Annotated in this window: 17 protein-coding genes; 13 read left to right on the top strand and 4 right to left on the bottom strand. The window is 67.2% G+C overall.

The features are described 5' to 3' along the window. Positions 1-30: 30 nt before the first annotated feature. The 5 genes from BLR75_RS10710 to BLR75_RS10690 all read left to right on the top strand — a co-directional run bounded on the left by BLR75_RS10710 (position 31) and on the right by BLR75_RS10690 (position 6,168). The gene (locus BLR75_RS10710) at positions 31-1,218 is read left to right on the top strand and encodes a CaiB/BaiF CoA transferase family protein (RefSeq protein WP_084310930.1); all 1,188 of its coding nucleotides are present in this window, start codon (positions 31-33) and stop codon (positions 1,216-1,218) included. A gap of 75 nt (positions 1,219-1,293) precedes the next feature. Continuing rightward, positions 1,294-2,094 (top strand): enoyl-CoA hydratase, encoded by an 801-nt coding sequence (locus BLR75_RS10705; protein WP_084310928.1) that lies wholly within the window; start codon positions 1,294-1,296, stop codon positions 2,092-2,094. Next, positions 2,091-3,626 (top strand): 3-hydroxyacyl-CoA dehydrogenase, encoded by a 1,536-nt coding sequence (locus tag BLR75_RS10700; protein ID WP_084310926.1) that lies wholly within the window; start codon positions 2,091-2,093, stop codon positions 3,624-3,626. Before BLR75_RS10705 ends, BLR75_RS10700 begins: the two co-directional genes overlap by 4 nt. Before the next feature lie 30 nt (positions 3,627-3,656). Beyond that, positions 3,657-4,859, top strand: a complete 1,203-nt coding sequence (locus BLR75_RS10695) for a 3-oxoadipyl-CoA thiolase (protein ID WP_084310924.1) — start codon at positions 3,657-3,659, stop codon at positions 4,857-4,859. Between the two features lie 52 nt (positions 4,860-4,911). Beyond that, on the top strand, positions 4,912-6,168 hold the full coding sequence (locus tag BLR75_RS10690) for an OprD family porin (protein ID WP_084310922.1): 1,257 nt from the start codon (positions 4,912-4,914) through the stop codon (positions 6,166-6,168). Between the two features lie 102 nt (positions 6,169-6,270). Here the strand turns inward: BLR75_RS10690 and metR are convergent, their stop codons facing one another. Next, positions 6,271-7,191 (bottom strand): transcriptional regulator MetR, encoded by a 921-nt coding sequence (gene metR / locus BLR75_RS10685; RefSeq protein WP_084310921.1) that lies wholly within the window; start codon positions 7,189-7,191, stop codon positions 6,271-6,273. A gap of 116 nt (positions 7,192-7,307) precedes the next feature. On the opposite strand from metR, the gene metE reads away from it, so the two are divergent. Then, a complete protein-coding gene (metE, locus tag BLR75_RS10680; RefSeq protein ID WP_084310957.1) occupies positions 7,308-9,614 on the top strand; it encodes a 5-methyltetrahydropteroyltriglutamate--homocysteine S-methyltransferase in 2,307 nt (768 codons plus the stop codon). 34 nt (positions 9,615-9,648) lie between these two features. Here metE and BLR75_RS10675 read toward each other — a convergent pair whose 3' ends face one another. Next, positions 9,649-10,092, bottom strand: a complete 444-nt coding sequence (locus BLR75_RS10675; RefSeq protein ID WP_084310919.1) for a CopD family copper resistance protein — start codon at positions 10,090-10,092, stop codon at positions 9,649-9,651. A 189-nt stretch (positions 10,093-10,281) separates the two neighbouring features. On the opposite strand from BLR75_RS10675, the gene BLR75_RS10670 reads away from it, so the two are divergent. After that, positions 10,282-11,277, top strand: a complete 996-nt coding sequence (locus tag BLR75_RS10670; RefSeq protein ID WP_084310917.1) for an alpha/beta fold hydrolase — start codon at positions 10,282-10,284, stop codon at positions 11,275-11,277. A 147-nt stretch (positions 11,278-11,424) separates the two neighbouring features. On the opposite strand, the gene BLR75_RS10665 is transcribed toward BLR75_RS10670, so the two are convergent. After that, positions 11,425-12,333, bottom strand: coding sequence for a LysR substrate-binding domain-containing protein (locus BLR75_RS10665; protein ID WP_084310915.1), 909 nt, complete (start codon positions 12,331-12,333; stop codon positions 11,425-11,427). Between the two features lie 102 nt (positions 12,334-12,435). On the opposite strand from BLR75_RS10665, the gene BLR75_RS10660 reads away from it, so the two are divergent. The 6 genes from BLR75_RS10660 (at position 12,436) to BLR75_RS10635 (ending at position 20,539) form a co-directional block, all read left to right on the top strand. Further along, positions 12,436-13,521, top strand: a complete 1,086-nt coding sequence (locus tag BLR75_RS10660) for a tartrate dehydrogenase (protein WP_084310913.1) — start codon at positions 12,436-12,438, stop codon at positions 13,519-13,521. Positions 13,522-13,759: 238 nt separating this feature from the next. After that, positions 13,760-15,376, top strand: a complete 1,617-nt coding sequence (locus tag BLR75_RS10655; RefSeq protein WP_084310911.1) for a BCCT family transporter — start codon at positions 13,760-13,762, stop codon at positions 15,374-15,376. 146 nt (positions 15,377-15,522) lie between these two features. Beyond that, the gene (locus tag BLR75_RS10650; protein WP_084310909.1) at positions 15,523-16,644 is read left to right on the top strand and encodes an aromatic ring-hydroxylating oxygenase subunit alpha; all 1,122 of its coding nucleotides are present in this window, start codon (positions 15,523-15,525) and stop codon (positions 16,642-16,644) included. Between the two features lie 62 nt (positions 16,645-16,706). Further along, positions 16,707-18,155 (top strand): NAD-dependent succinate-semialdehyde dehydrogenase, encoded by a 1,449-nt coding sequence (locus tag BLR75_RS10645; protein WP_084310907.1) that lies wholly within the window; start codon positions 16,707-16,709, stop codon positions 18,153-18,155. 65 nt (positions 18,156-18,220) lie between these two features. Further along, positions 18,221-19,192 carry a PDR/VanB family oxidoreductase gene (locus BLR75_RS10640; RefSeq protein WP_084310955.1) on the top strand — a complete coding sequence of 324 codons (972 nt, stop codon included), beginning with the start codon at positions 18,221-18,223 and terminating at the stop codon, positions 19,190-19,192. A gap of 249 nt (positions 19,193-19,441) precedes the next feature. Next, a complete protein-coding gene (locus tag BLR75_RS10635; RefSeq protein WP_084310953.1) occupies positions 19,442-20,539 on the top strand; it encodes a PAS domain-containing protein in 1,098 nt (365 codons plus the stop codon). Positions 20,540-20,551: 12 nt separating this feature from the next. Here BLR75_RS10635 and glpD read toward each other — a convergent pair whose 3' ends face one another. Beyond that, positions 20,552-22,090: a glycerol-3-phosphate dehydrogenase gene (glpD, locus tag BLR75_RS10630; protein WP_084310905.1), complete on the bottom strand. Its 1,539-nt coding sequence runs from the start codon at positions 22,088-22,090 to the stop codon at positions 20,552-20,554. Between the last annotated feature and the right edge of the window lie 103 nt (positions 22,091-22,193).

Genomic DNA, 22,193 nt, shown 5'->3' with positions numbered 1-22,193 from the left:
CTCTCAACCAATAACAATCAGAGAGCTGCCATGAACAATGCAACCGGTGCCCTGCGTGGCCTGAAAATCATCGATCTGAGCCGCGTCCTGGGCGGCCCGTACTGCTCCCAGGCGCTGGCCGACCACGGCGCCGAAGTGATCAAGCTGGAACCCCTCGGCGGCGACGAAACCCGTGGCTGGGGGCCGCCCTTCGAAGGCGACACGGCGTCCTACTTCATCGGTGTCAACCGCAACAAGAAGGGCATCGCCGTCGACCTGTCGAAACCGGAAGGCATCGAGGTGCTGCTGCAACTGCTGGAAGGCGCCGACGTGCTGCTCGAGAACTTCAAGCCGGGCACCCTGGCGCGCTGGGGCATCGACTACCAGGACGTGCTGAGCAAGCGCTTCCCGCGGCTGATCCACTGCGCGGTTTCCGGTTTCGGCGCCGATGGTCCGCTCGGCGGGCTGCCCGGCTACGACGCGGCGATCCAGGCGATGGCCGGGCTGATGAGCGTGAACGGCGAGGCCCAGGGCGAGGCGCTGCGCATCGGCCTGCCGATCGTCGACATGGTCACCGGGCTGAACGCGATGGTCGGCATCCTGCTGGCGCTGAACGAGCGCCAGCTCAGCGGACGCGGACAGTCCGTCGACATCGCCCTGTACGACTGCGGCATTTCCCTGCTGCATCCGCACATGCCCAACTACTTCGCTTCCGGCCGCACGCCGCAGCGCACCGGCAACGCCCATCCCAACATCGCGCCGTACGACAGCTACCGTACCGGCACCGAGCCGATCTTCCTCGCGGTCGGCAACGACCGGCAGTTCGCCAGGCTGTGCGAATACCTGGGCGCCGGCGAGCTGCTGGAGGACCCGCGCTTCACCGACAACGGCCAGCGTTCGGTCAACCGCGAGGCGCTGAAGCAGGGGCTGGAGGCCCACCTGGCGGCGCACGACGGCCGCGAGCTGGCCGAGCGGCTGATCCGCCTTGGCGTGCCCTGCGGCGCCATCGCCACGGTGGACCGCGTGGTCGAGCACCCGCACACCCGCCATCGCCAACTGCTGGTGGAGATGGGCGACTACCGCGGCATCGCCTCGCCGGTGAAGCTGTCGCGCACTCCCGCCAGCTACCGCAGCCCGCCGCCGGCGCTGGGCGAAAGCACCCGCGAGGTGCTCGAAGAACTCGGCCTCGCCCCAGAGGTGATCGAGACCCTGTTCCAGCGCGGCATCGTTCGCGGCTGACACGCGCCTCCTTCGACGCGGCCGGGTATCTATCGCCGGCCGCCGACTTCCCCAATCGAACAGCCGGAGATCGTCATGAGCTCTTGCCAGGGGGCCGTGCGCCCCGAATCCACGCTGCTGCTGGAACGACCGGAGGAGGGCGTGGCCGTGCTGCGGCTGAACCGTCCGGCGGCGCTGAACGCCCTGAACATGACCCTGCGCGAGGAACTGGCCGCGCACTTCCTGCAACTGAACGACTGCGCCGAGACCCGCGTGATCGTCGTCACCGGCGGCGATCGGGTATTCGCCGCCGGGGCGGACCTCGGCGAAATGGCCGAGGCCGGCGCGCTGCAGATCTACCAGCGCCACGTCGAGCGCCACTGGCAGGCGATTTCCCGCTGCGCCAAGCCGGTCATCGCCGCCGTCAACGGTTACGCCCTGGGTGGCGGCTGCGAGCTGGCGATGCACTGCGACCTGATCGTCGCCGGCGCCTCCGCGCGCTTCGCCCAGCCGGAGATCAAGGTCGGCGTGATGCCCGGCGCCGGCGGCACCCAGCGCCTGCTGCGCGCGGTCGGCAAGTACCAGGCGCTGCGCATGCTGCTGACCGGCTGCATGGTGAGCGCCGACGAGGCGCTGGCGATGGGGCTGGTCAGCGAAGTGGTGGCCGATGCCCAGACCCTGCCCAGGGCGCTGGAACTGGCCCGCGGCATCGCCGCCATGCCGCCGCTGGCGCTGGCGCAGATCAAGGAGGTGGTGCTGGCCGGCATGGACATGCCGCTGGACCACGCCCTGGCGCTGGAACGCAAGGCCTTCCAGCTGCTGTTCGATTCGAAGGACCAGAAGGAAGGCATGCGCGCCTTCCTCGACAAGCGCAAGCCGGAGTATCGCGGAGCATGAGCAGTCAACCGATCACCTGCGTCGGCATCGTCGGTGCCGGTGCCATGGGGCAGGGCATCGCCCAGCTCACCGCGCAGGCCGGGCTGTGCGCCTGCCTGTTCGACGTCCGTCCCGGAGCGGCGCGGAGTGCCCGCGACGGCATCGCGGCGATCCTCGCGAAGCGGGTGGAAAAGGGCCGGCTGACGGCCGAGGCCGCCGACCGGGCGGTTGGCAATCTGCAGGTGCTGGAAAGCCTGGAGGCGCTGCGCGGCTGCCAGGTGGTGGTCGAGGCGATCGTCGAGAACCTCGAAGCCAAGCAGGCGCTGTTCCGCCAGCTGGAAGAGGTGCTGGAGGCCGGGACCATCCTGGCGAGCAATACCTCGTCGCTGTCGATCACCGCGATCGCCTCGGCCTGCCGCGATCCCGGCCGCGTCGCCGGCCTGCATTTCTTCAACCCGGTACCGCTGATGCGCCTGGTCGAGGTGATCGAAGGCCTCGCCACCCACAGCGAGGTCGGCGAACGCCTGTGCGAGCTGGTCGGTGTCATGGGGCACCAGCCGGTGCGCGCCAGGGACACCCCCGGTTTCATCGTCAACCACGCCGGACGCGCGTTCGGCACCGAGGCGCTGCGCATTCTCGGCGAGGGCGTGGCCAGCGTGGCGGCGATCGACGCCGTGCTGCGGGAAAGCGCCGGCTTCCGCATGGGGCCGTTCGAACTGCTCGACCTGATCGGCCTGGACGTCAGCCTGCCGGTGATGGAGTCGGTCTACCGGCAGTTCTACGAGGAGCCGCGCTACCGGCCTCATCCGCTGCTGCGGCAGATGCTCGCGGCCGGGCACCTGGGGCGCAAGAGCGGCCAGGGCTTCTATTCATATGATGGCGAAGGCGCCGCGCCGCGCGCTACAGCCCAGGCCGCGCCGGCCTGCACGGCGCTGCCGCCGGTGTGGCTGGGCGCCGACGACCCGCTCGGCCGTACCCGCCTGCTGGCGTTGCTGGAGCGCCTGGGCGCCGAAGTCGAGTCCGGCGAGCACCCGTCCGACGCCGCGCTGTGCCTGCTGGCGCCGCTTGGCGACGACGCCAGCCATGCCGCACAGCGTTTCGCCGTCGATCCGGCGCGGGTGGTTGCGGTCGATACCCTGACTGATCTCGAACGGCACCGCTGCCTGATGTTCAACCCGCTGACCCGCGCGGACATGCGGCACGCCGCCCACGCGCTGTTCGCCCGCGATGGCGCCGGGGTGACGGTGATCCGCGACAGTACCGGCTTCATCGTCCAGCGCACGCTGGCCTCGATCGTCAACCTGGCCTGCGACATCGCCCAGCAGGGGATCGCCTCGGTGGCCGACATCGACCTGGCGGTGCGCCTTGGCCTCGGTTATCCCCACGGTCCGCTGGAGTGGGGCGACCGCCTGGGCGCCGCGCGCCTGCTGCGCATCCTCGAGCGCATCCACGCGCTAACCGGCGACCCGCGCTACCGCCCGAGCCCCTGGCTGCGCCGCCGCGCCAGCCTGGGCATTTCCCTGAGCCAGCCGGAAAACCCGTTGCCGGCCTGACCATCCGCCTTTCCCTGCGAGAACCTCATCATGCTCGATGCCTATATCTATGCCGGCCTGCGCACTCCGTTCGGCCGCCACGCCGGCGCCCTGTCCCGGGTGCGTCCGGACGACCTGGTCGGCGCGCTGCTGGCGCGGGTCGTGGAGACCTCCGGCTTCGCTGTCGACGACCTGGAGGATGTGATCCTCGGCTGCACCAACCAGGCCGGCGAGGACAGCCGCAACCTGGCGCGTAATGCCCTGCTCGCCGCCGGTCTGCCGTGGCGGGTGCCGGGGCAGACGGTCAACCGCCTGTGCGCCAGCGGCCTGTCGGCGGTGATCGACGCGGCGCGGGCGATCACCTGCGGCGAGGGCCGGCTGTACCTGGCCGGCGGCGCCGAAAGCATGTCCCGCGCGCCGTTCGTCATGGGCAAGGCGGACAGCGCCTTCAGCCGGGCGGTGAACGTCTTCGACAGCACCATCGGCGCGCGCTTCGCCAATCCGCGGCTGGTCGAGCGGCATGGCAACGACAGCATGCCGGAGACCGGCGACAACGTGGCGCGCGAGTTCGGCATCGCCCGCGAGGACGCCGACCGCTTCGCCGCCGCTTCCCAGGCGCGCTACCAGGCAGCGCTGCGGGCCGGCTTCTTCGCCGGCGAGATCATGCCTGTCGAGGTGCCGTCCGGACGCAGGGGCGAGACGCTGCTCGTCGAACACGACGAGCATCCGCGCCCGCAATCGGACCTGGCGGCGCTGTCCCGCCTGCCGTCGCTGTTCCCCGGCGGCGTGGTCACCGCCGGCAACGCCTCGGGCATCAACGACGGCGCGGCGGCGCTGCTGCTCGGCGACCGCGAGATCGGCGAGCGCCACGGCGTGCGGCCGCTGGCGCGGGTCCTGGCCTCCGCCAGCGTCGGCGTGGAGCCGCGCATCATGGGCATCGGCCCGCACCAGGCGATCCTGGTGGCGCTGCAGCGCGCCGGCCTCGGCCTGCACGAGGTCGACCTGATCGAGATCAACGAGGCATTCGCCTCCCAGGTCCTGGCGTGCCTGAAAGCCCTCCGCCTGGACTTCGACGACCCGCGGGTCAACCCCAATGGCGGCGCCATCGCCCTCGGCCATCCGCTCGGCGCGTCCGGTGCCCGGCTGGCGCTGACCGCCAGCCGCGCGCTGCACAGCCGAAACCTGCGCTACGCCGTGGTCAGCCTGTGCGTCGGGGTCGGCCAGGGCGTGGCGATGGTGATCGAGCGCGTCTGAGGCGCGCGGATGTGGGCGCCGTCCGGCGCCCTGGAAACTTCGGAGAGCATCGATGAACAACAACAAGAAAAACACCGTTTTCCTGCCTGTCGCCCTGGCTGCCTGCTGTGCCCCGTCGCTGGCGCTGGCCGACGGCTTCCTGGAGGACGGCAAGGCCAGCCTGTCCATGCGCAACTTCTACATGAACCGCGATTTCCGCGACGGCGCCGGCCGCTCGAAGAGCGAGGAGTGGGCCCAGGGCTTTCTCCTCGACTACCGCTCGGGCTACACCGCCGGCACAGTTGGCGTTGGCCTGGACGCCCTCGGCAAGCTGGGCGTCAAGCTCGATTCGAGCCCCGACCGCAGCGGCACCGGGCTGCTACCGGTGCGGGGCGATGGGCGCGCGGCGGACGACTATGCGCGGCTCGATCCGACGGCCAAGCTGCGCATCTCCCGCACGGAGCTGAAGATCGGCGCGCTGGTGCCCAAGCTGCCCACCGTGCAGCCCAACTATGGCCGCCTGTTCCCGCAGGTGTTCCAGGGCGGCCTGCTGACGTCCGGCGAAGTGAGCGGCCTGACCCTGAACCTGGGGCGGCTGGATGAGGTCAGCCAGCGCAACGAGGCGGGCACCAGCGACCTGGCGCTGTTCAACCGCAACGGACGCTTCGCCGGGGCGGCGCAGGCCGATCACTTCCACCTGGGCGGCCTGGACTACCAGTTCGCTCCGGGCTGGACCGGAAGCTACCACTACGGCGAGCTGGAGGATGTCTACGACCAGCACTTCCTCGGCCTGAAGAGCCAGACGCCCGTCGGCGCGGACAGCCTGGAAACCGACCTGCGCCTGGCGCTCAGCAGGGATGCCGGCGACGGCCGCGGCGGCAGGATCGACAACCGCTCCTTCAGCGGCCTGCTCACCTACCGCCTGCACAACGGCCATGCCTTCGGCCTGGGTTACCAGCGCATGCACGGCGACAGCGCATTTCCCTACCTGGACGGGACCGATCCGTACCTGATCAACTTCGGCCAGTACGGCGATTTCGCCGAGGCCGGGGAACGCTCCTGGCAGGCGCGCTACGACTACGATTTCGCCCCGCTGGGCCTGCCCGGCCTGAGCTTCATGACCCGCTACTTCAGCGGCCGCGACGCGCAGCCGACCGCGGGCGCCGGCAGCCGCGAATGGGAGCGCGACACCGACATCAAGTACGTGCTGCAGAGCGGTGTCCTGAAGGGCCTGGGGTTGACCTGGCGCAACGCGACCTACCGCTCCGACTTCAGCCGCGACGTCGACGAGAACCGCCTGTACCTGAGCTACAGCATCGCGCTGTTCTGACGGGGCATTGGTTCGCGAGCAAACTCGCTACTGCAGGGTGACACCCGCTCTTCGTAGGAGCGAGCTTGCTCGCGAACATCGGCCTCGCAAGCGCTTCGCGACTTACCCCTTCGCCGCGCTGACCCCTTCGAGGGTGGCGAAGGAGGTGTCCTTCGCCGTCAGCAGGAAGTCGCGCATGAACGGCGCATCCAGCATGTCCGCGCGGATGGCGGCGTACAGCGTGCAGTACAGGCCCTTCTCGCCCAGGCGCTTGGCGGTGACGTAACCGCGCGAGCTGTATTCGTGCAGCGCCCAGTTGGGCAGGCTGCAGACGCCGCGCCCGGAGGCCACCAGTTGCATCATCATCACCGTCAGCTCCGAGGTGCGCACCTGCGCCGGCTCGATGTCGGCCGGCTCCAGGAAGCGGGTGAAGATGTCCAGGCGGTCGCGCTCGATCGGATAGGTGATCAGCGTCTGGCTGGCCAGGTCTTCCGGGACGATGTACGGCCTGGTTGCCAGGGCGTGGTGGTTGTCCACCGCCAGCAGCGCCTCGTAGGTGAACAGCGGGACGTAGGTGATGCCGGCGATCTCCACGGGATCGGAGGTCACCACCAGGTCGAGGTCGCCGCGCGCCAGGGCGGGCAGGGGGGCGAAGGAGAAGCCCGAGGCGAGGTCCAGCTCCACCTCCGGCCAGGCATCGCGGAACTGGTCGATGGTCGGCATCAGCCACTGGAAGCAGCTGTGGCACTCGATCGCCATGTGCAGGCGTCCCGCGGTTCCCCCGGCCAGCCGCGCCAGGTCGCGATCGGCGCTGCGCAGCTGCGGCAGCACGGCATCGGCCAGTTGCAGCAGGCGCAGGCCGGCGCTGGTGAAGCGCACCGGCTTGGTCTTGCGGATGAACAGCGACAGGCCGAGGCGGTCCTCCAGTTCCTTGAACTGGTGGGAGAGGGCGGACTGGGTGAGGTGCAGGCGCTCGGCGGCTTCCACCAGGCTGTCGGCTTCGCGGAGGGCGTGCAGGGTTTTCAGGTGGCGAAGTTCGAGCATGGCGGCGTGTCCAACATGAGTAAAACTTGATTACAACGAGAATAGATTGAGTTTGTCTCATAACGACCTGGCTGTCGACAATGCGCGCCATCAACCTCGTATTGGAGATTTCCGCCATGGCATTGGCTCATTCCCTCGGCTTCCCCCGCATCGGTCGCGACCGCGAACTGAAGAAGGCGCAGGAAGCCTTCTGGAAAGGCGAACTCGACGAAGCCGGCCTGCGCGCCGTCGGTCGCGAACTGCGCGCGGCGCACTGGCAGGTGCAGAAGGACGCCGGCATCGAGCTGCTGCCGGTGGGCGATTTCGCCTGGTACGACCAGGTGCTGACCCACTCGCTGACCTTCGGCGTGATTCCCGAGCGCTTCCGTGGCCATGGCAACGCCAAGCCGACCCTGCAGACCCTGTTCGCCATGGCGCGTGGCGCTGTAGGAACGAAGAGCAGCGACAACTGCTGTGGCGGGGCGCATGCCCAGGAGATGACCAAGTGGTTCGATACCAACTACCACTACCTGGTCCCGGAATTCAGCGCCGACCAGCGCTTCGAGCTGAGCTGGGAACAGCTGTTCGAGGAAGTGGACGAGGCGCTTGCCCTCGGTCACGCGGTGAAGCCGGTGCTGATCGGCCCGCTGACCTACCTCTGGCTGGGCAAGGTGAAGGGCGCTGAGTTCGACAAGCTGGAGCTGCTGGAACGCCTGCTGCCGCTCTACGGCCAGATCTTCCAGCGTCTCGCCGCGCAGGGCGTGGAGTGGGTGCAGATCGACGAGCCGATCCTCGTTCTCGACCTGCCGCAGGACTGGAAGAACGCCTTCGAGCGCGCCTACAACCTGCTGCAGAAGGAACCGCTGAAGAAGCTGATCGCCACCTATTTCGGCGGCCTGGAAGACAACCTCGGGCTGGCCGCCGGCCTGCCGCTGGACGGCCTGCACATCGACCTGGTGCGCGCGCCGGAGCAGTACCCGACCATCCTCGACCGCCTGCCGGCCTACAAGGTGCTGTCCCTCGGCCTGGTCAACGGCCGCAACGTCTGGCGCTGCGACCTGGAGAAGGCGCTGGAAGTCGCCCGTCACGCCCATGAGCGTCTCGGCGAGCGCCTGTGGATCGCGCCGTCCTGCTCGCTGCTGCACAGCCCGGTGGACCTGGCCCGCGAAGACAAGCTGGATGCCGAGCTGAAGAGCTGGCTGGCCTTTGCCGTGCAGAAGTGCGGGGAGGTCGCCGTCCTGGCCCGCGCGCTGAGCGAGCCGGAAGCCCCGCAAGTGCTCGCCGCCCTGGCTGAAAGCCGCGCCGTGCAGGCCAGCCGCGCCGCCTCGCCGCGCATCCACAAGCCGGCGGTGCAGGCTCGTGTTGCTGCCCTGCGCCCGCAGGACGGCCAGCGTCCGTCGCCGTTCGCCGAGCGTATCCAGAAACAGCGCGCGCATCTCGACCTGCCGCTGTTCCCGACCACCACCATCGGTTCCTTCCCGCAGACGTCTGCCATCCGTCTGGCCCGCCAGTCGTTCAAGCAGGGCAAGCTGTCCCAGGCCGAATACACCGAGGCCATGCACAGCGAAATCCGCCATGCCGTGGAAGTGCAGGAAAACCTCGGCCTGGACGTGCTGGTGCACGGCGAGGCCGAGCGCAACGACATGGTCGAGTACTTCGCCGAGCAGCTCGACGGCTACGTCTTCACCCGCTTCGGCTGGGTGCAGAGCTACGGTTCGCGCTGCGTGAAGCCGGCGGTGATCTACGGCGACCTGAGCCGTCCGCAGGCCATGACCGTGGAGTGGATCAGGTATGCCCAGAGCCTCACCGGCAAGGTGATGAAGGGCATGCTGACCGGCCCGGTGACCATGCTGATGTGGTCCTTCCCCCGCGAGGACGTCAGTCGCGAGGTGCAGGCGCGCCAGCTGGCTTTGGCGATCCGTGACGAGGTGGTCGACCTGGAGGCCGCCGGCATCCGCATCGTGCAGATCGACGAGGCCGCCTTCCGCGAGGGCCTGCCGCTGCGCCGCGAGCAGTGGGGCCGTTACCTCGACTGGGCCACCGAGGCGTTCCGCCTGTGCGCTTCCGGCGTGCGCGACGAGACGCAGATCCACACCCACATGTGCTACAGCGAGTTCAACGACGTGATCGAGTCCATCGCCGCCATGGATGCCGACGTGATCACCATCGAGACCTCGCGCTCGGACATGGAGCTGCTGGATGCCTTCGAGGCCTTCGCCTACCCGAACGAGATCGGTCCGGGCGTCTACGACATCCATTCGCCGCGCGTGCCGGCCAGCGAGGAGATGGCCAAGCTGCTGCGCAAGGCTGCCCGGCGCATTCCCGCCGAGCGCCTGTGGGTCAACCCGGACTGCGGCCTGAAGACCCGCGGCTGGGCGGAAACCGAGGCGGCGCTGGTGAACATGGTCGCCGCGGCCCGCCAGCTGCGCCGCGAGTATGCCTGAGCCGCTTGGTAATCCTCTTCCTTCGGGGAGAGGGTTACCAGCTGATGAAGAACATCCCCTTCGCCAGCAGCACGATCAGCACCACGTGGCAGAACACGCTGATGTGGATGATCCGCGAGCGGCGTGCGGTCATGCGTCCGCTGGCGAACAGCAGCATGGTGAAGAGGAAATGCCCGAGCACGCTGAGGGCGAGCAGGATCTTCAGCGCCAGCAGCGTGGCGAAGGGCGAGCGCCACGGCTCGGCGAGCAGCTGCAGGTAACGCTCCCAGGCCATCCCCAGGCCGGCGCCGAACAGCACCAGGATCACCCAGGGCATCAGCCGGCGGGCGCGCTGGCCGATGGCCCTTTCCACGGCGCGCATGGCGTCCTCGGGCACGTGCTTGCGCACGCGTTCGAGGATCAGCACCTCGAAGAACACCGTGCCGACGAACATCAGCGCGGCCAGCAGGTGCAGGGTGAGCAGGATCGGGTAACTCATGGGGCGGGACTCCAGGCTTGGGCGGTTCGTCGCTGATCATGGTAGCTGGCCCGGTTCCGGCCAATGACTCGGATCATCCGCGGCGACCGCTCGGCGCCCTTCATCAAACTGTCATGGTTTTGTGGCAGAGCGAACGACGGAAATTCACCAGAATGCGTCCTACTGGGGTTCTGCATTCTGGAAATTCACATGCGTGCGCTTGTTTGGGCGGCTGCACTTCTTTGCGGCCTGTCATTGCCCGCCTTTGCCGCCGATCCTTGCGATACGCGGGTACCGACCGAAACCGTCGCGCTCGGCGACGTGCGCCTGGCCTACCAGAGCATCGGCCACGAGCGCGACCCGGCGCTGTTGCTGATCATGGGGCTGGGCGGCCAGCTGATCCACTGGCCGGACGAGGTGGTCCGCGCCCTCTGCCAGCAGGGGCTGCGGGTGATCCGCTACGACAACCGCGACGTCGGGCTGTCCGCCTGGAGGGTGCCGGTGCCGGGCTCCATGCTCGCTTACGAAGTGCTGCGCTACCGCCTCGGCCTGCCGGTCCACGCGCCCTACAGCCTGACCGACATGGCCGGCGACGCCCTGAACCTGCTGGACGCGCTGCATATCCAGCGCGCCCATGTGCTCGGCGCGAGCATGGGCGGGATGATCGCCCAGCACGTCGCCGACCTGGCGCCGCAGCGGGTGATCAGCCTGACCCTGGTGATGACCAGCTCCGGCGCCGAGGGCCTGCCGCCGCCCAGCGACGACCTGCTGCGCCTGCTCGCCCGGCGCGAGGCAGCGAATCGCGAGCAGGCGCTGGAGCAACAGGTCGACCTGCTCGCCGCCCTCGGCAGCCCGGAAGTACGGGCCGATCGGACGGAACTGCTGGACGAGGCGGCGCGCTCCTATGACCGCGCGTTCAATCCGGAAGGCGTGCAGCGGCAACTGCTGGCGATCCTCGCCGAACCGAGCCGGGTGGAACTGCTCAACCGCCTCGACCTGCCGACCCTGGTGATCCACGGCACCGCCGATCCGCTGTTGCCGGTGATGCACGGCGTGCATGTGGCGGCACATGTGCGGGGGGCGCAGCTGAAGCTGATCCCGGGGATGGCGCACAGTTTCCAGGAGCGCTTCAAGGCGCCGCTGCTGGCGGTGCTGCTGCCATATCTGAAAGCGCACCAGCCGGAGGGGCATGTGGCGCAGTTGTGAGGTCTCGTGGTGCCGGGGCGGCTTGTTCGCGAGCAAGCTCGCTCCTACAGGGACACGCCGGGCCTTTGTAGGAACGGGCCATGCCCGCGACCGGTCCCGCACAAGAGCGTCGCGCGCATGGCGCGTTCCTACGAAGAGCGCAGCGTCCTACGCCTCCGCATACCGCTCCGCAAAATACTGCCGCAGGAACTCCACCGCCACGCGGATCTTCGCCGAGCTGGACAGCGGCGCCGCGTGCACCGCCCAGATGTCCGCCGGTTGCTGGTAGTCCGGCAGCACATGCACCAGCGCGCCGCTGGCCAGGCTGTCGCGCACGTCCCAGTAGGAGCGCAGCAGCACGCCGCGGCCGTCCAGGCACCACTGGTGCACCACCTCGCCGTGGTTGGCCGACAGCGGCCCGGTGACCTTCACGCTTTCCTCGCCATCCGGACCCTGCAGGCGCCAGATGCCGAACGGGTGGTCGCGTTCCTTGATCACCAGGCACTCGTGCTGAGCCAGCTCCGCCAGGGCCCGCGGGGTGCCGCGGCGTTCCAGGTATCCGGGGCTGGCGCAGAGCACCCGGCGGTTCTTCGCCAGCGGCTTGGCGATCAGGTTCGGGGAAATCTCGTTGCCGATGCGGATGTCCAGGTCGAAGCCCTCGTCGACCAGATCGACCAGCCGGTCGTACACGTCCAGGCGGATATCCAGCTGCGGGTAGCGCGCCGACAGTTCCGACAGCGCCGGAGCGACGAAGCGCCGGCCGAGGCCGAAGCTGCTGACGATGCGCAGCTGGCCGCTCGGCTCGCGGTGCAGCGCCGACACCTCGTCGCCCATGCGCTGCACCGCGTCGAAGATGCGCAGCGCCCACTGGTAGACCCGCTCGCCGTCCTCGCTGACCGTCACCCGGCGGGTGGTGCGGTGCAGCAGGCGCACGCCGAGGTCCTGTTCGAGCAGGCGGATGCGCTTGCTGATGAAAGCGGGGGACATGCCCAGCTCGCTGGCGGCGGCGGCGAAGCTGGAGCGGCGGGCGACTTGGACGAAGACGTTGAGGTCTTCCAGGTTCGGTAGATTGTTCACGGTTCGTGTTTCAAGAATCAATGATGGGGCTGATTATGTTTCGACTCATGCCTTATAGCATGGCTGCACCTCCTTTCTCCCACCCCCGTGAGTGTGCCCGGCATGAGCAAGACATTCAGGATCGCCGCAATTCCCGGCGACGGCATCGGCAATGAAGTCCTTCCCGAAGGCGTGCGCGTGGTCCAGGCCGCGGCGCAGAAGCATGGCGTCAACCTCGAGTTCGAATTCTTCGAGTGGGCCAGCTGCGACTACTACCTGCAGCACGGCAAGATGATGCCGGACGACTGGTTCCAGCAGCTGCAGAGCTTCGACGCCCTGTATTTCGGCGCGGTCGGCTGGCCGGACAAGGTGCCCGACCACATTTCCCTGTGGGGCTCGCTGCTGAAGTTCCGCCGCGAGTTCGACCAGTACGTGAACATCCGTCCGGTGCGCCTGTTCCCCGGCGTGCCGTGCCCGCTGGCCGGCAAGCAGCCGGGCGACATCGACTTCGTGGTGATCCGCGAGAACACCGAAGGCGAGTACTCCTCCCTCGGCGGCCGCATGTTCGAAGGCACCGAGAACGAGTTCGTCCTGCAGGAATCGGTGTTCACCCGCCGCGGCGTCGACCGCATCCTCAAGTACGCCTTCGACCTGGCCCAGACCCGCGAGCGCAAGCGCCTGACCTCGGCCACCAAGTCCAACGGCATGGCGGTGAGCATGCCCTACTGGGACGAGCGCACCGAGGCGATGGCGGCCGGTTATCCGGAAATCACCTGGGACAAGCAGCACATCGATATCCTCTGCGCCCGCTTCGTGCTGCAGCCGGAGCGTTTCGACGTGGTGGTGGCTTCCAACCTGTTCGGCGACATCCTCTCCGACCTCGGCCCGGCCTGCGCCGGCACCATCGGCATCGCGCCGTCGGCCAACCTCAACCCCGAGCGCAAGTTCCCCTCGCTGTTCGAACCGGTCCACGGTTCGGCGCCGGACATCCATGGCCAGAACATTGCCAACCCGATCGCCATGATCTGGTCGGGTGCGCTGATGCTGGATTTCCTCGGCAATGGCGAGGGCGAGTTCCGTGCGGCCCATGACGACATCCTCGGCGCCATCGAGAAAGTGATCGCCGAAGGGCAGGTGACCCGCGACATGGGTGGCAAGCAGTCGACCCAGCAGGTCGGCGAGGCGATCGCCGCCCTCGTTCAGGGCTGAAACCCGGCGCTGCCGCACCTCGGCAGGTGGCGACCGATCGTCACCTGCTACCCAGGGAGGGGGTGCGGCAATCTTGCACACAGGCGGCTTTGCGTGCACACTGTTAACCAATGGATTTTAGTAAACCAAAGGTTAACAGGGGCAAGACACAAGGAAAAACCACCGAATAACAGCTTCCCCGGAGACGCCTTGCCTGAATCTCCGATGGAAGTATTCCAACGATCTCCGGAGACGAAAAATGTCCCACAAGAATAAAAAGATCGACGTGTTCCTGATAACCGTGAGCCTGATCGCCGTGCTGCTCACCGTCGTCGGCCTTGCAGCGTTCCCCGCGGAAGCGGAAAAGGTAGCCAACCAGCTGTTCGAACTGTCCACCCGCAGCTTCGGCACCGCCGTCCAGTTGCTGGTCTTCTCCAGCTCGCTGGCCGTTCTCTATATCGCTTTCAGCAAGTACGGCAACATCCGCCTCGGCAGCGGCAAGCCGGAATATTCCACCGCCACCTGGGTGTTCATGTTCATCTGCGCCGGCATGGGTTCGTCGACCCTCTACTGGGGCGTGATGGAGTGGGCGTACTACTACCAGACCCCCGGCCTGAACATCGCCGCCGGCAGCCGCGAGGCGCTGGAATACAGCGTCAGCTACTCGTTCTTCCACTGGGGCATCAGCGCCTGGTCGATCTACGCGCTCGCTTCGCTGGCGATGGCCTATCACTTCCACGTGCGCAAGAAGAGCGGCCTGAACCTCGCCTCCATCGTCGAGGCCGTCACCGGCTTCAAGGCCACCGGCCCGGTCGGCCGCACGGTGGACCTGATCTTCCTGCTGACCATGATGGGCGCGCTCACCGTATCCCTGGCGCTCACCGCCTCGACCCTGACCCGCGGCCTGTCCGGCCTGGTCGGCACGCCGGATACCTTCACCGTGCAACTGATGGTGATCGGCGTGATCGCCGTGCTGTTCTCCCTCAGCTCCTACATCGGCATCGATGGCGGCCTGCAGCACCTGAGCAAGATGGTCTGCTATGGCGCCCTGGTGTTCGCCGCGGTTGTGCTGCTGGTCGGCCCGACCCAGTTCACCATCAACAACACCGCCAATGCCGTCGGCCTGATGATCCAGAACTACGTGCACATGAGCCTGTTCACCGACCCCGCGGGGGATGGCGCATTCACGCGAAACTGGACGGTGTTCTACTGGCTCTGGTGGGTGTCCTACGCGCCTGGCGTGGCCATGTTCGTGACCCGCGTTTCCCGCGGCCGGCAGATCAAGGAAGTGGTGTTCGCCCTGCTGCTGGGCGGTAGCTTCGGCTGCTGGTTCTTCTTCGGCGCGCTGGAAAGCTACAGCATGCACCAGTTCATCAACGGCGCCATCGACGTACCGAAGATCCTCAGCGAGCACGGCGGTGAAACCGCGGTGGAAATGCTGCTGACCGCGCTGCCGATGGGCAAGCTGTTCCTCGCCGTGTACCTGTTCATCATGGCGGTGTTCTGCGCCTCGCACATGGATGCCGCGGCCTACGCCGTAGCCGCCACCAGCACCCGCAACCTCAAGGAAGGCGACGACCCGACCCCGACCCACCGCCTGTTCTGGTGCGTCACCCTGACCCTGGTGCCGCTGGCCATGCTGTTCGCCAAGGCCTCGCTGTCGACCATGAAGACCGCAGTGGTGCTCACCGCGATCCCGTTCATGCTGATCCTGCTGGTGAAGATCTACGGCTTCTTCAAGTGGATGGTGCAGGACTACGGCAAGGTGCCGGCCTACCTGATCGAGGAAGAGGCCACCCGCCTGGCCGGCGAGGACACCTCCGAACCGGCGCATGAGATGCGTGGCGAGAAGGTGGCTGCGGTAGCCGCCCAATAAGACCTGAAGTCCCGGATTCCGCCCCTGCGCCGTGGGGGCGGGATCGAACACGGCAAATTTTTTTGCCCTGCTTGTTAACCAATAGATACCTGTTAACTGATGAGTGATAAGGGCGCCGCAAGGTGCCTCAGCCAGGAGAAACAACAATGAACGAATTCACCCGCCTGCCTGCCGATTTCTGCGCCAACCCCGAAGAGGCCTTCACCATCCCGGCGAAGTTCTATACCAGCCCGGCCGTGTACGAGCACGAGAAGGAAGAGATCTTCGCCAAGAGCTGGATCTGCGTCGCCCACCGCAGCGAAGTGGCCGAGAACAACGCCTACATCACCCGCGAGGTGATCGGCGAAAGCATCATCGTCGTCCGCGGCCGCGACAGCGTGCTGCGCGCCTTCTACAACGTCTGCCCGCACCGCGGCCACCAGCTGCTGGAAGGCAGCGGCAAGGCCAAGAACGTGATCGCCTGCCCGTACCACGCCTGGACCTTCAAGCTCGACGGCGAGCTGACCCACGTGCGCAACTGCGACTCCGTGCAGGGCTTCGACAAGGGCGAGTACGGCCTGGTGCCGCTGCGCGTCGAGGAATACGCCGGCTTCATCTTCATCAACATGGACATGCAAGCGGGCTCCGTCGAAGACCAGCTGCCGGGCCTGCAAGCCCGCATGCGCGAGGCCTGCGCGGTGATCGACGACCTGCAGCTGGCGGCCCGTTTCGTCACCGAGACCCCGGCCAACTGGAAATCCATCGTCGACAACTACATGGAGTGCTACCACTGCGGCCCGGCGCACCCGAGCTTCGCCGACTCCGTCGACGTCGGCCAGTACACCCATACCCTGCACGGCAACTGGTCCCTGCAGTACGGCATCGCCAAGTCCTCCGAGCAGTCCTTCAAGGTCGATGAGTCGGTAACCGATCCGTCCTTCTGCGGCTTCTGGGCCTGGCCGTGCACCATGTTCAACGTTCCGCCGGGCGCCAACTTCATGACCGTGATCTACGAGTTCCCGGTCGATGCGGAAACCACCCTGCAGCACTACGACATCTACTTCCTCAACAAGGACATCACCCCCGAGCAGCAGACCCTGATCGACTGGTACCGCGACGTGTTCCGTCCGGAAGACCTGCGTCTGGTGGAAAGCGTGCAGAAGGGCCTGAAGTCCCGCGGCTACCGCGGCCAGGGCCGGATCATGGTGGACAAGGAGCGCAGCGGCATCAGCGAGCACGGCATCGCCCACTTCCACAACCTGATCGCCGTCGCCCATCTGGACGACTGAGTGAAGGAGCCGCCGGCCTTTCGAGGTCGGCGGCCTGGAAGAAGAAACACAGGTGCCTTGCGATGAATCTGAAAGACAACAACCTCTTCCGCCAGCAGGCCTATATCGCCGGCCAGTGGTGCGACGCCGATGACGGCCGCAGCGTCCCGGTGACCAACCCGGCCAACGGCGAACTGCTCGGCAGCGTGCCGCTGATGGGCGGCGCGGAAACCGTGCGCGCCATCGAGGTCGCCGACGCCGCGCTGGAAGGCTGGCGCGCCAGGACCGCCAAGGAACGCGCGCAGATCCTGCGCCGCTGGTACGAACTGCTGCTGGAAAACGAAAACGACCTGGCGCTGCTGATGACCCTGGAGCAGGGCAAGCCGTTGCACGAAGCCCTGGGCGAAATCCGCTATGCCGCGTCCTTCGTCGAGTGGTTCGCCGAGGAAGGCAAGCGCATCTACGGCGACGTGATTCCCAGCCCGGCGGCGGACAAGCGCCTGCTGGTGATCAAGCAGGGCATCGGCGTCTGCGCGGCGATCACGCCGTGGAATTTCCCCGCCGCGATGATCACCCGCAAGGCCGCCCCGGCACTGGCCGCCGGCTGCAGCATGGTGATCAAGCCGGCCAACGAGACTCCGTTCTCCGCCCTGGCGCTGGTCGAACTGGCCCATCGCGCCGGCGTGCCGGCCGGCGTGCTCAGCGTGGTCACCGGCGACGCCCAGGCTATCGGCGCGCAACTCACCGGCCACCCGCTGGTGCGCAAGCTGACCTTCACCGGCTCGACTCCGGTCGGCCGCCTGCTGATGGGCCAGTGCGCCGAGACCATCAAGAAGGTCTCCCTGGAACTGGGCGGCAACGCTCCGTTCATCGTCTTCGACGACGCTGACATCGAGGCGGCCGTCGAGGGTGCGCTGGTCGCCAAGTACCGCAACGCCGGCCAGACCTGCGTCTGCGTCAACCGCTTCTACGTGCACGACGCCGTGTACGAGCAGTTCAGCCAGCGCTTCGCCGAGCGCGTGCGTGAGCTGAAGGTCGGCCATGGCAATGAGGAAGGCACGCAGATCGGTCCGCTGATCAGCGAGAAGGCCGTCGGCAAGGTGCGCAGCCTGATCGACGACGCCGTCGCCAAGGGCGCCGACCTGGTGCTGGGCGGCGACAGCCACGCGCTGGGCGGCAATTTCTTCGCACCGACCATCCTCGGCGGCATCCGCCCGGGCATGGAACTGCTGCAGGAAGAAATCTTCGGCCCGGTGGCGGCGCTGGTGCGCTTCTCCTCCGACGACGAAGTGGTGCGCCTGGCCAACGACACGCTGTACGGCCTGGCCGCGTACTTCTACAGCCGCGACATCGGCCGTGTGTTCAAGGTCGCCGAGAAGCTGGAGTACGGCATGGTCGGCGTGAACACCGGGCTGATCTCCAACGAGGTCGCGCCCTTCGGTGGCGTCAAGCAGTCGGGCCTCGGCCGCGAAGGCTCGAAGTACGGCATCGAGGATTATCTGGAAATGAAATACCTGTGCCTGGCGGTGTGAGCCGGCGCGGGGCTTTTCTGCGGGCGGCACCAGCGGCCGCCCATTGCTGCAAGCCGAGGTGAATGATGGCTAACAAATACGAAATGTTCACCGTGCGGGTGACCGCTGTGGAACAAGTGACTCCCCTGATCAAGCGCTTCACCCTGGCGCGCGACGACGGGAAGGCGATGCCGGAATTCACCGGCGGCAGCCACGTGATCGTGCAGATGCAGGGCGCCGACGGCAGCCAGTTCAGCAACGCCTACTCGCTGATGAGCGACCCGGCGGATACCCGTACCTACCAGATCGGCGTGCGTCTTGAGGAACAGTCCAAGGGCGGCTCCGCCTTCATGCACCAGCAGGTGGAAGTCGGCAGCGAGCTGACCATCTCCACCCCGAACAACATGTTCGCCATCGACCCGGCAGCCGGCCGCCATGTGCTGATCGCCGGCGGCATCGGCATCACCCCGTTCATGTCGCAGATGCACGAACTGCGCGCCAACGGCGCCGACTACGAACTGCACTATGCCTTCCGCGCCCCGGAGCACGGCGCCTTCCAGGGCGAACTGGCCGACGGTCCGCACGGTCACCGGGTGAACTTCTACATCGACAGCCTGGACCGCAAGCTCGACCTGGCGGCGCTGTACGCCGGCCTGGATGAGTCCGCGCATGTCTATGTCTGCGGTCCCAAGCCGCTGATCGACGCGGTGATCGAAGGCGCGAAGCAGGCCGGCATCGCCGACGAGCGCGTGCACTGGGAACAGTTCGCCGCCACCCCGGCCGCCGGCGCCGCCTTCACCGTGGTGCTGTCCCGCTCCGGCCGCGAACTGCAGGTGGAGGAGGGCATGACCATCCTCCAGGCCATCGAGAACGTGAAGGCCGCCAAGGTCGAATGCCTGTGCCGCGAGGGTGTCTGCGGCACCTGCGAGACGCGCATCCTCGAAGGCGAGGCGGACCACTTCGACCAGTACCTCTCCGACGACGAGAAGGCTTCGCAGCAGACCATCATGGTCTGCGTATCGCGGGCCAGGACGGCGCGCTTGGTGCTGGATCTGTAAGCGCGCTTTTGTAGGAGCGCGCCATGCGCGCGAGTCGCGGGCATGGCCCGCTCCTACACGGTATCGCTGGAATGCCCGGGTAGGGCGCATAACGCGCCAGCGTTATCCGCCACGCCCCCCGAACGGTGGATGAAGCGTTCCGCTTCATTCACCATACGGCTGCTGCATCCCACCATCGGTTTTCCGTTATCCACAGGTTAACGCCCCATGTATACTCCGACCCCAGCAATCACGGACGTGGGCCGCATCATGACGGAAAACAGCTTCGCCTTTCGCCTCAAGGAACTGCTCGAACACCACAAGCTGACCCTCCAGGCCGTCGGTACAGCGCTGGGTATCTCGCGCACCGCCGTGCACAAGTGGACCCGCGGCGGCGAGATCGACTACGACAACCTGCGCAAGCTGGCCGACTTCCTCAAGGTCAACTGGATCTGGCTGCGCTACGGCGAGGAAGCCCTGCGCGACGTGCAGGACGCCGAGGTGGTCGAGCTGCCGATGACCGACGTGCGCCGCCGCTACACCGCCGAGATCATGGAAAGCGAGGCGCGCATGAAGCTGGCCCAGGAGAACGCGCGCATCGTCACCTGGGAGTGGAACCTGATCACCGACGAAGTCACCTACTCGCCGAACGTCGAGGAGGTCTACGGCTGGCCGGTGAACCGCAACGAGGACTTCTGGCCGCACCTGCCGGCGGAAGACATCGAGGCCATGAAGGCGATGTACGACCGCACCATCGCCAGCGGCAGCAGCAGCGAGTACGACTTCCGCATCTTCCGCCCGGATGGCGAGATGCGCTGGATTTCCTCGCGCGCCAGCGTTGTCAAGGACAGCGCCGGACGCTCGGTGAAGATGGTCGGCATCAGCATGGACAACACCGCGCGGATGACCGCCGAGGAAGAACTGCGCAACAGCGAGGAACGCTTCCGCGCGATCTTCGAGCTGGCCTTCGGCGCCATGGCCTACATCGGCCTGGACGGCGGCTGGCTGCGGGTCAACGACAGCCTCTGCGAACTGCTCGGCTACAGCGCCGAGGAGCTGTACCGCATGACCTTCCAGGACCTCACCCACCCGGACGACCTGGCGGTGAACATGCAGCACCTGCAACGCCTGCTGGCCGGCGAGATCGACCGCTACGTGGTGGAGAAACGCTTCCGCCGCAAGGATGGCGGCTATGTCTGGGTACGCGCCAAGACCACCCTGCAGCGCCGCCGCCAGGACGGTCGGCCGGAACACCTGATCAGCGTGTTCGAGGACGTCAGCTCGGCCCGCGTCGAACGCGAACGCCTGCAGGCGCGCATCGCCGAGCTGGAAGCACGTCTCGGCCGTGCGGGCGTATCCACGGACTGACCACCTACGGATTCACGCCGCACGCATCTTTGGGCGGTGCGGATGCTCGTTGTGCAGGTACTGGATCAGCCGGCGCTTCTCGGCGGGGCTGAGCAGCAGTCCCAGCTTGCTGCGGCGCCAGAGGATGTCCTCGGCGTCCCGTGCCCATTCTTCCTTGCAGAGGTAATCGACCTCCCGCGCATACAGTCCCTTGCCCAGCCGTTCGCCGAGGTCGGCGGGTTCGCGGACACTCTCCAGCAGGCGCCACGCGCGGCTGCCGTAGCTGCCGGCCCAGCGCCGGGCGAGGGCGGGGTCGAGCCAGGCGAAGCGTTCCAGCAATTGCGCTGCCAGGGCTCCCGGGTCGCCCATCCCTTCGCCGCCGGGCAGCGGAGCGCTGGCGGTCCAGGCCGGCCCCATGCGCCCGGAGAAGTGTGGGGCGAGCAGTGCCAGCGCGGCTTCGGCGAGCTTGCGGTAGGTGGTCAGCTTGCCGCCGAACACCGACAGCAGCGGTGACTCGCCGGGAGCGCCCTCCAGGGCGAGGCTGTAGTCGCGGGTGATCGCCGACAGGTCCTGCACCTCGTCGTCGAGCAGCGGCCGCACGCCGGAATAGCTGTGCAGGATGTCGTCGCGGCCGAGCGGGCGCTTGAAGTGCGCATTGACCACCGCCAGCAGGTAGTCGGTTTCCTCCGCGCTGATCTCCACCCGGTCCGGATCGCCGTGGTAGTCGCGGTCGGTGGTGCCGATCAGGGTGAAGCGCTCCAGGTAGGGAATGGTGAAGACGACGCGGCGGTCCTCGTTCTGCAGGATGTAGGCATGCTCGCCGTCGTACAGGCGCGGCACGATCAGGTGGCTGCCCTGCACCAGGCGGATGTTCCTGGGCGACGGGTGTTTCAGGTTGTCGCGCAGGAAGCGGCTGACCCAGGGACCGGCGGCATTGACCAGCGCATGGGCGCGGATCGAGTACAGGCTGCCGTCGTCGCGCTCCAGGTGCAGGTGCCACAACCCCTTGCTGCGCCGCGCGCTGACGCAGCGGGTGCGCGGGTGGATATGCGCGCCGTGCTCGCGGGCGCTGATGGCGTTGAGCACCACCAACCGGGCGTCGTCCACGGCGCAGTCGGAATACTCGAAGCCGCGGCGGATTTCCGGCTTGAGCGGACTGCCGGCGCCGAACTTCAGGCTGCGCGAAGCCGGCAGCTTCTCGCGCTTGCCCAGGTGGTCGTAGAGGAACAGCCCGGCGCGGATCATCCATGCCGGGCGCAGGTGCGGCTGGTGCGGCAGGACGAAGCGCATCGGCCGGACGATGTGCGGCGCCTTGTTCAGCAGGACTTCGCGCTCGGCGAGGGATTCGCGCACCAGGCGCAGTTCGCGGTGTTCCAGATAGCGCAGGCCGCCGTGGATCAGCTTGCTGCTGGCGGAAGAGGTATGGCTGGCGAGGTCGTCCTTTTCGCAAAGGAACACGGAAAGCCCGCGCCCGGCGGCATCCGCCGCGATGCCCACGCCGTTGATGCCGCCGCCGACCACGGCGAGGTCGTAGATTTCGGCCACTGGGGTGGAATGATTGTTGCTGCCCATCTGGCCACCCCCTGAACAAAAATGAACGGCATCTGTTCGAATACGAAAAGCTTAGCCCGGTTGTATGACGCTTGTGGGTTGTTCGTCAGAAATATCCGCGCGG

The organism is Pseudomonas jinjuensis (assembly GCF_900103845.1).
GTDB lineage: Bacteria > Pseudomonadota > Gammaproteobacteria > Pseudomonadales > Pseudomonadaceae > Pseudomonas > Pseudomonas jinjuensis.
The sequence above is the reverse complement of the archived record's forward strand: the minus strand, read 5'-3'. Positions and strand labels throughout refer to the sequence as shown.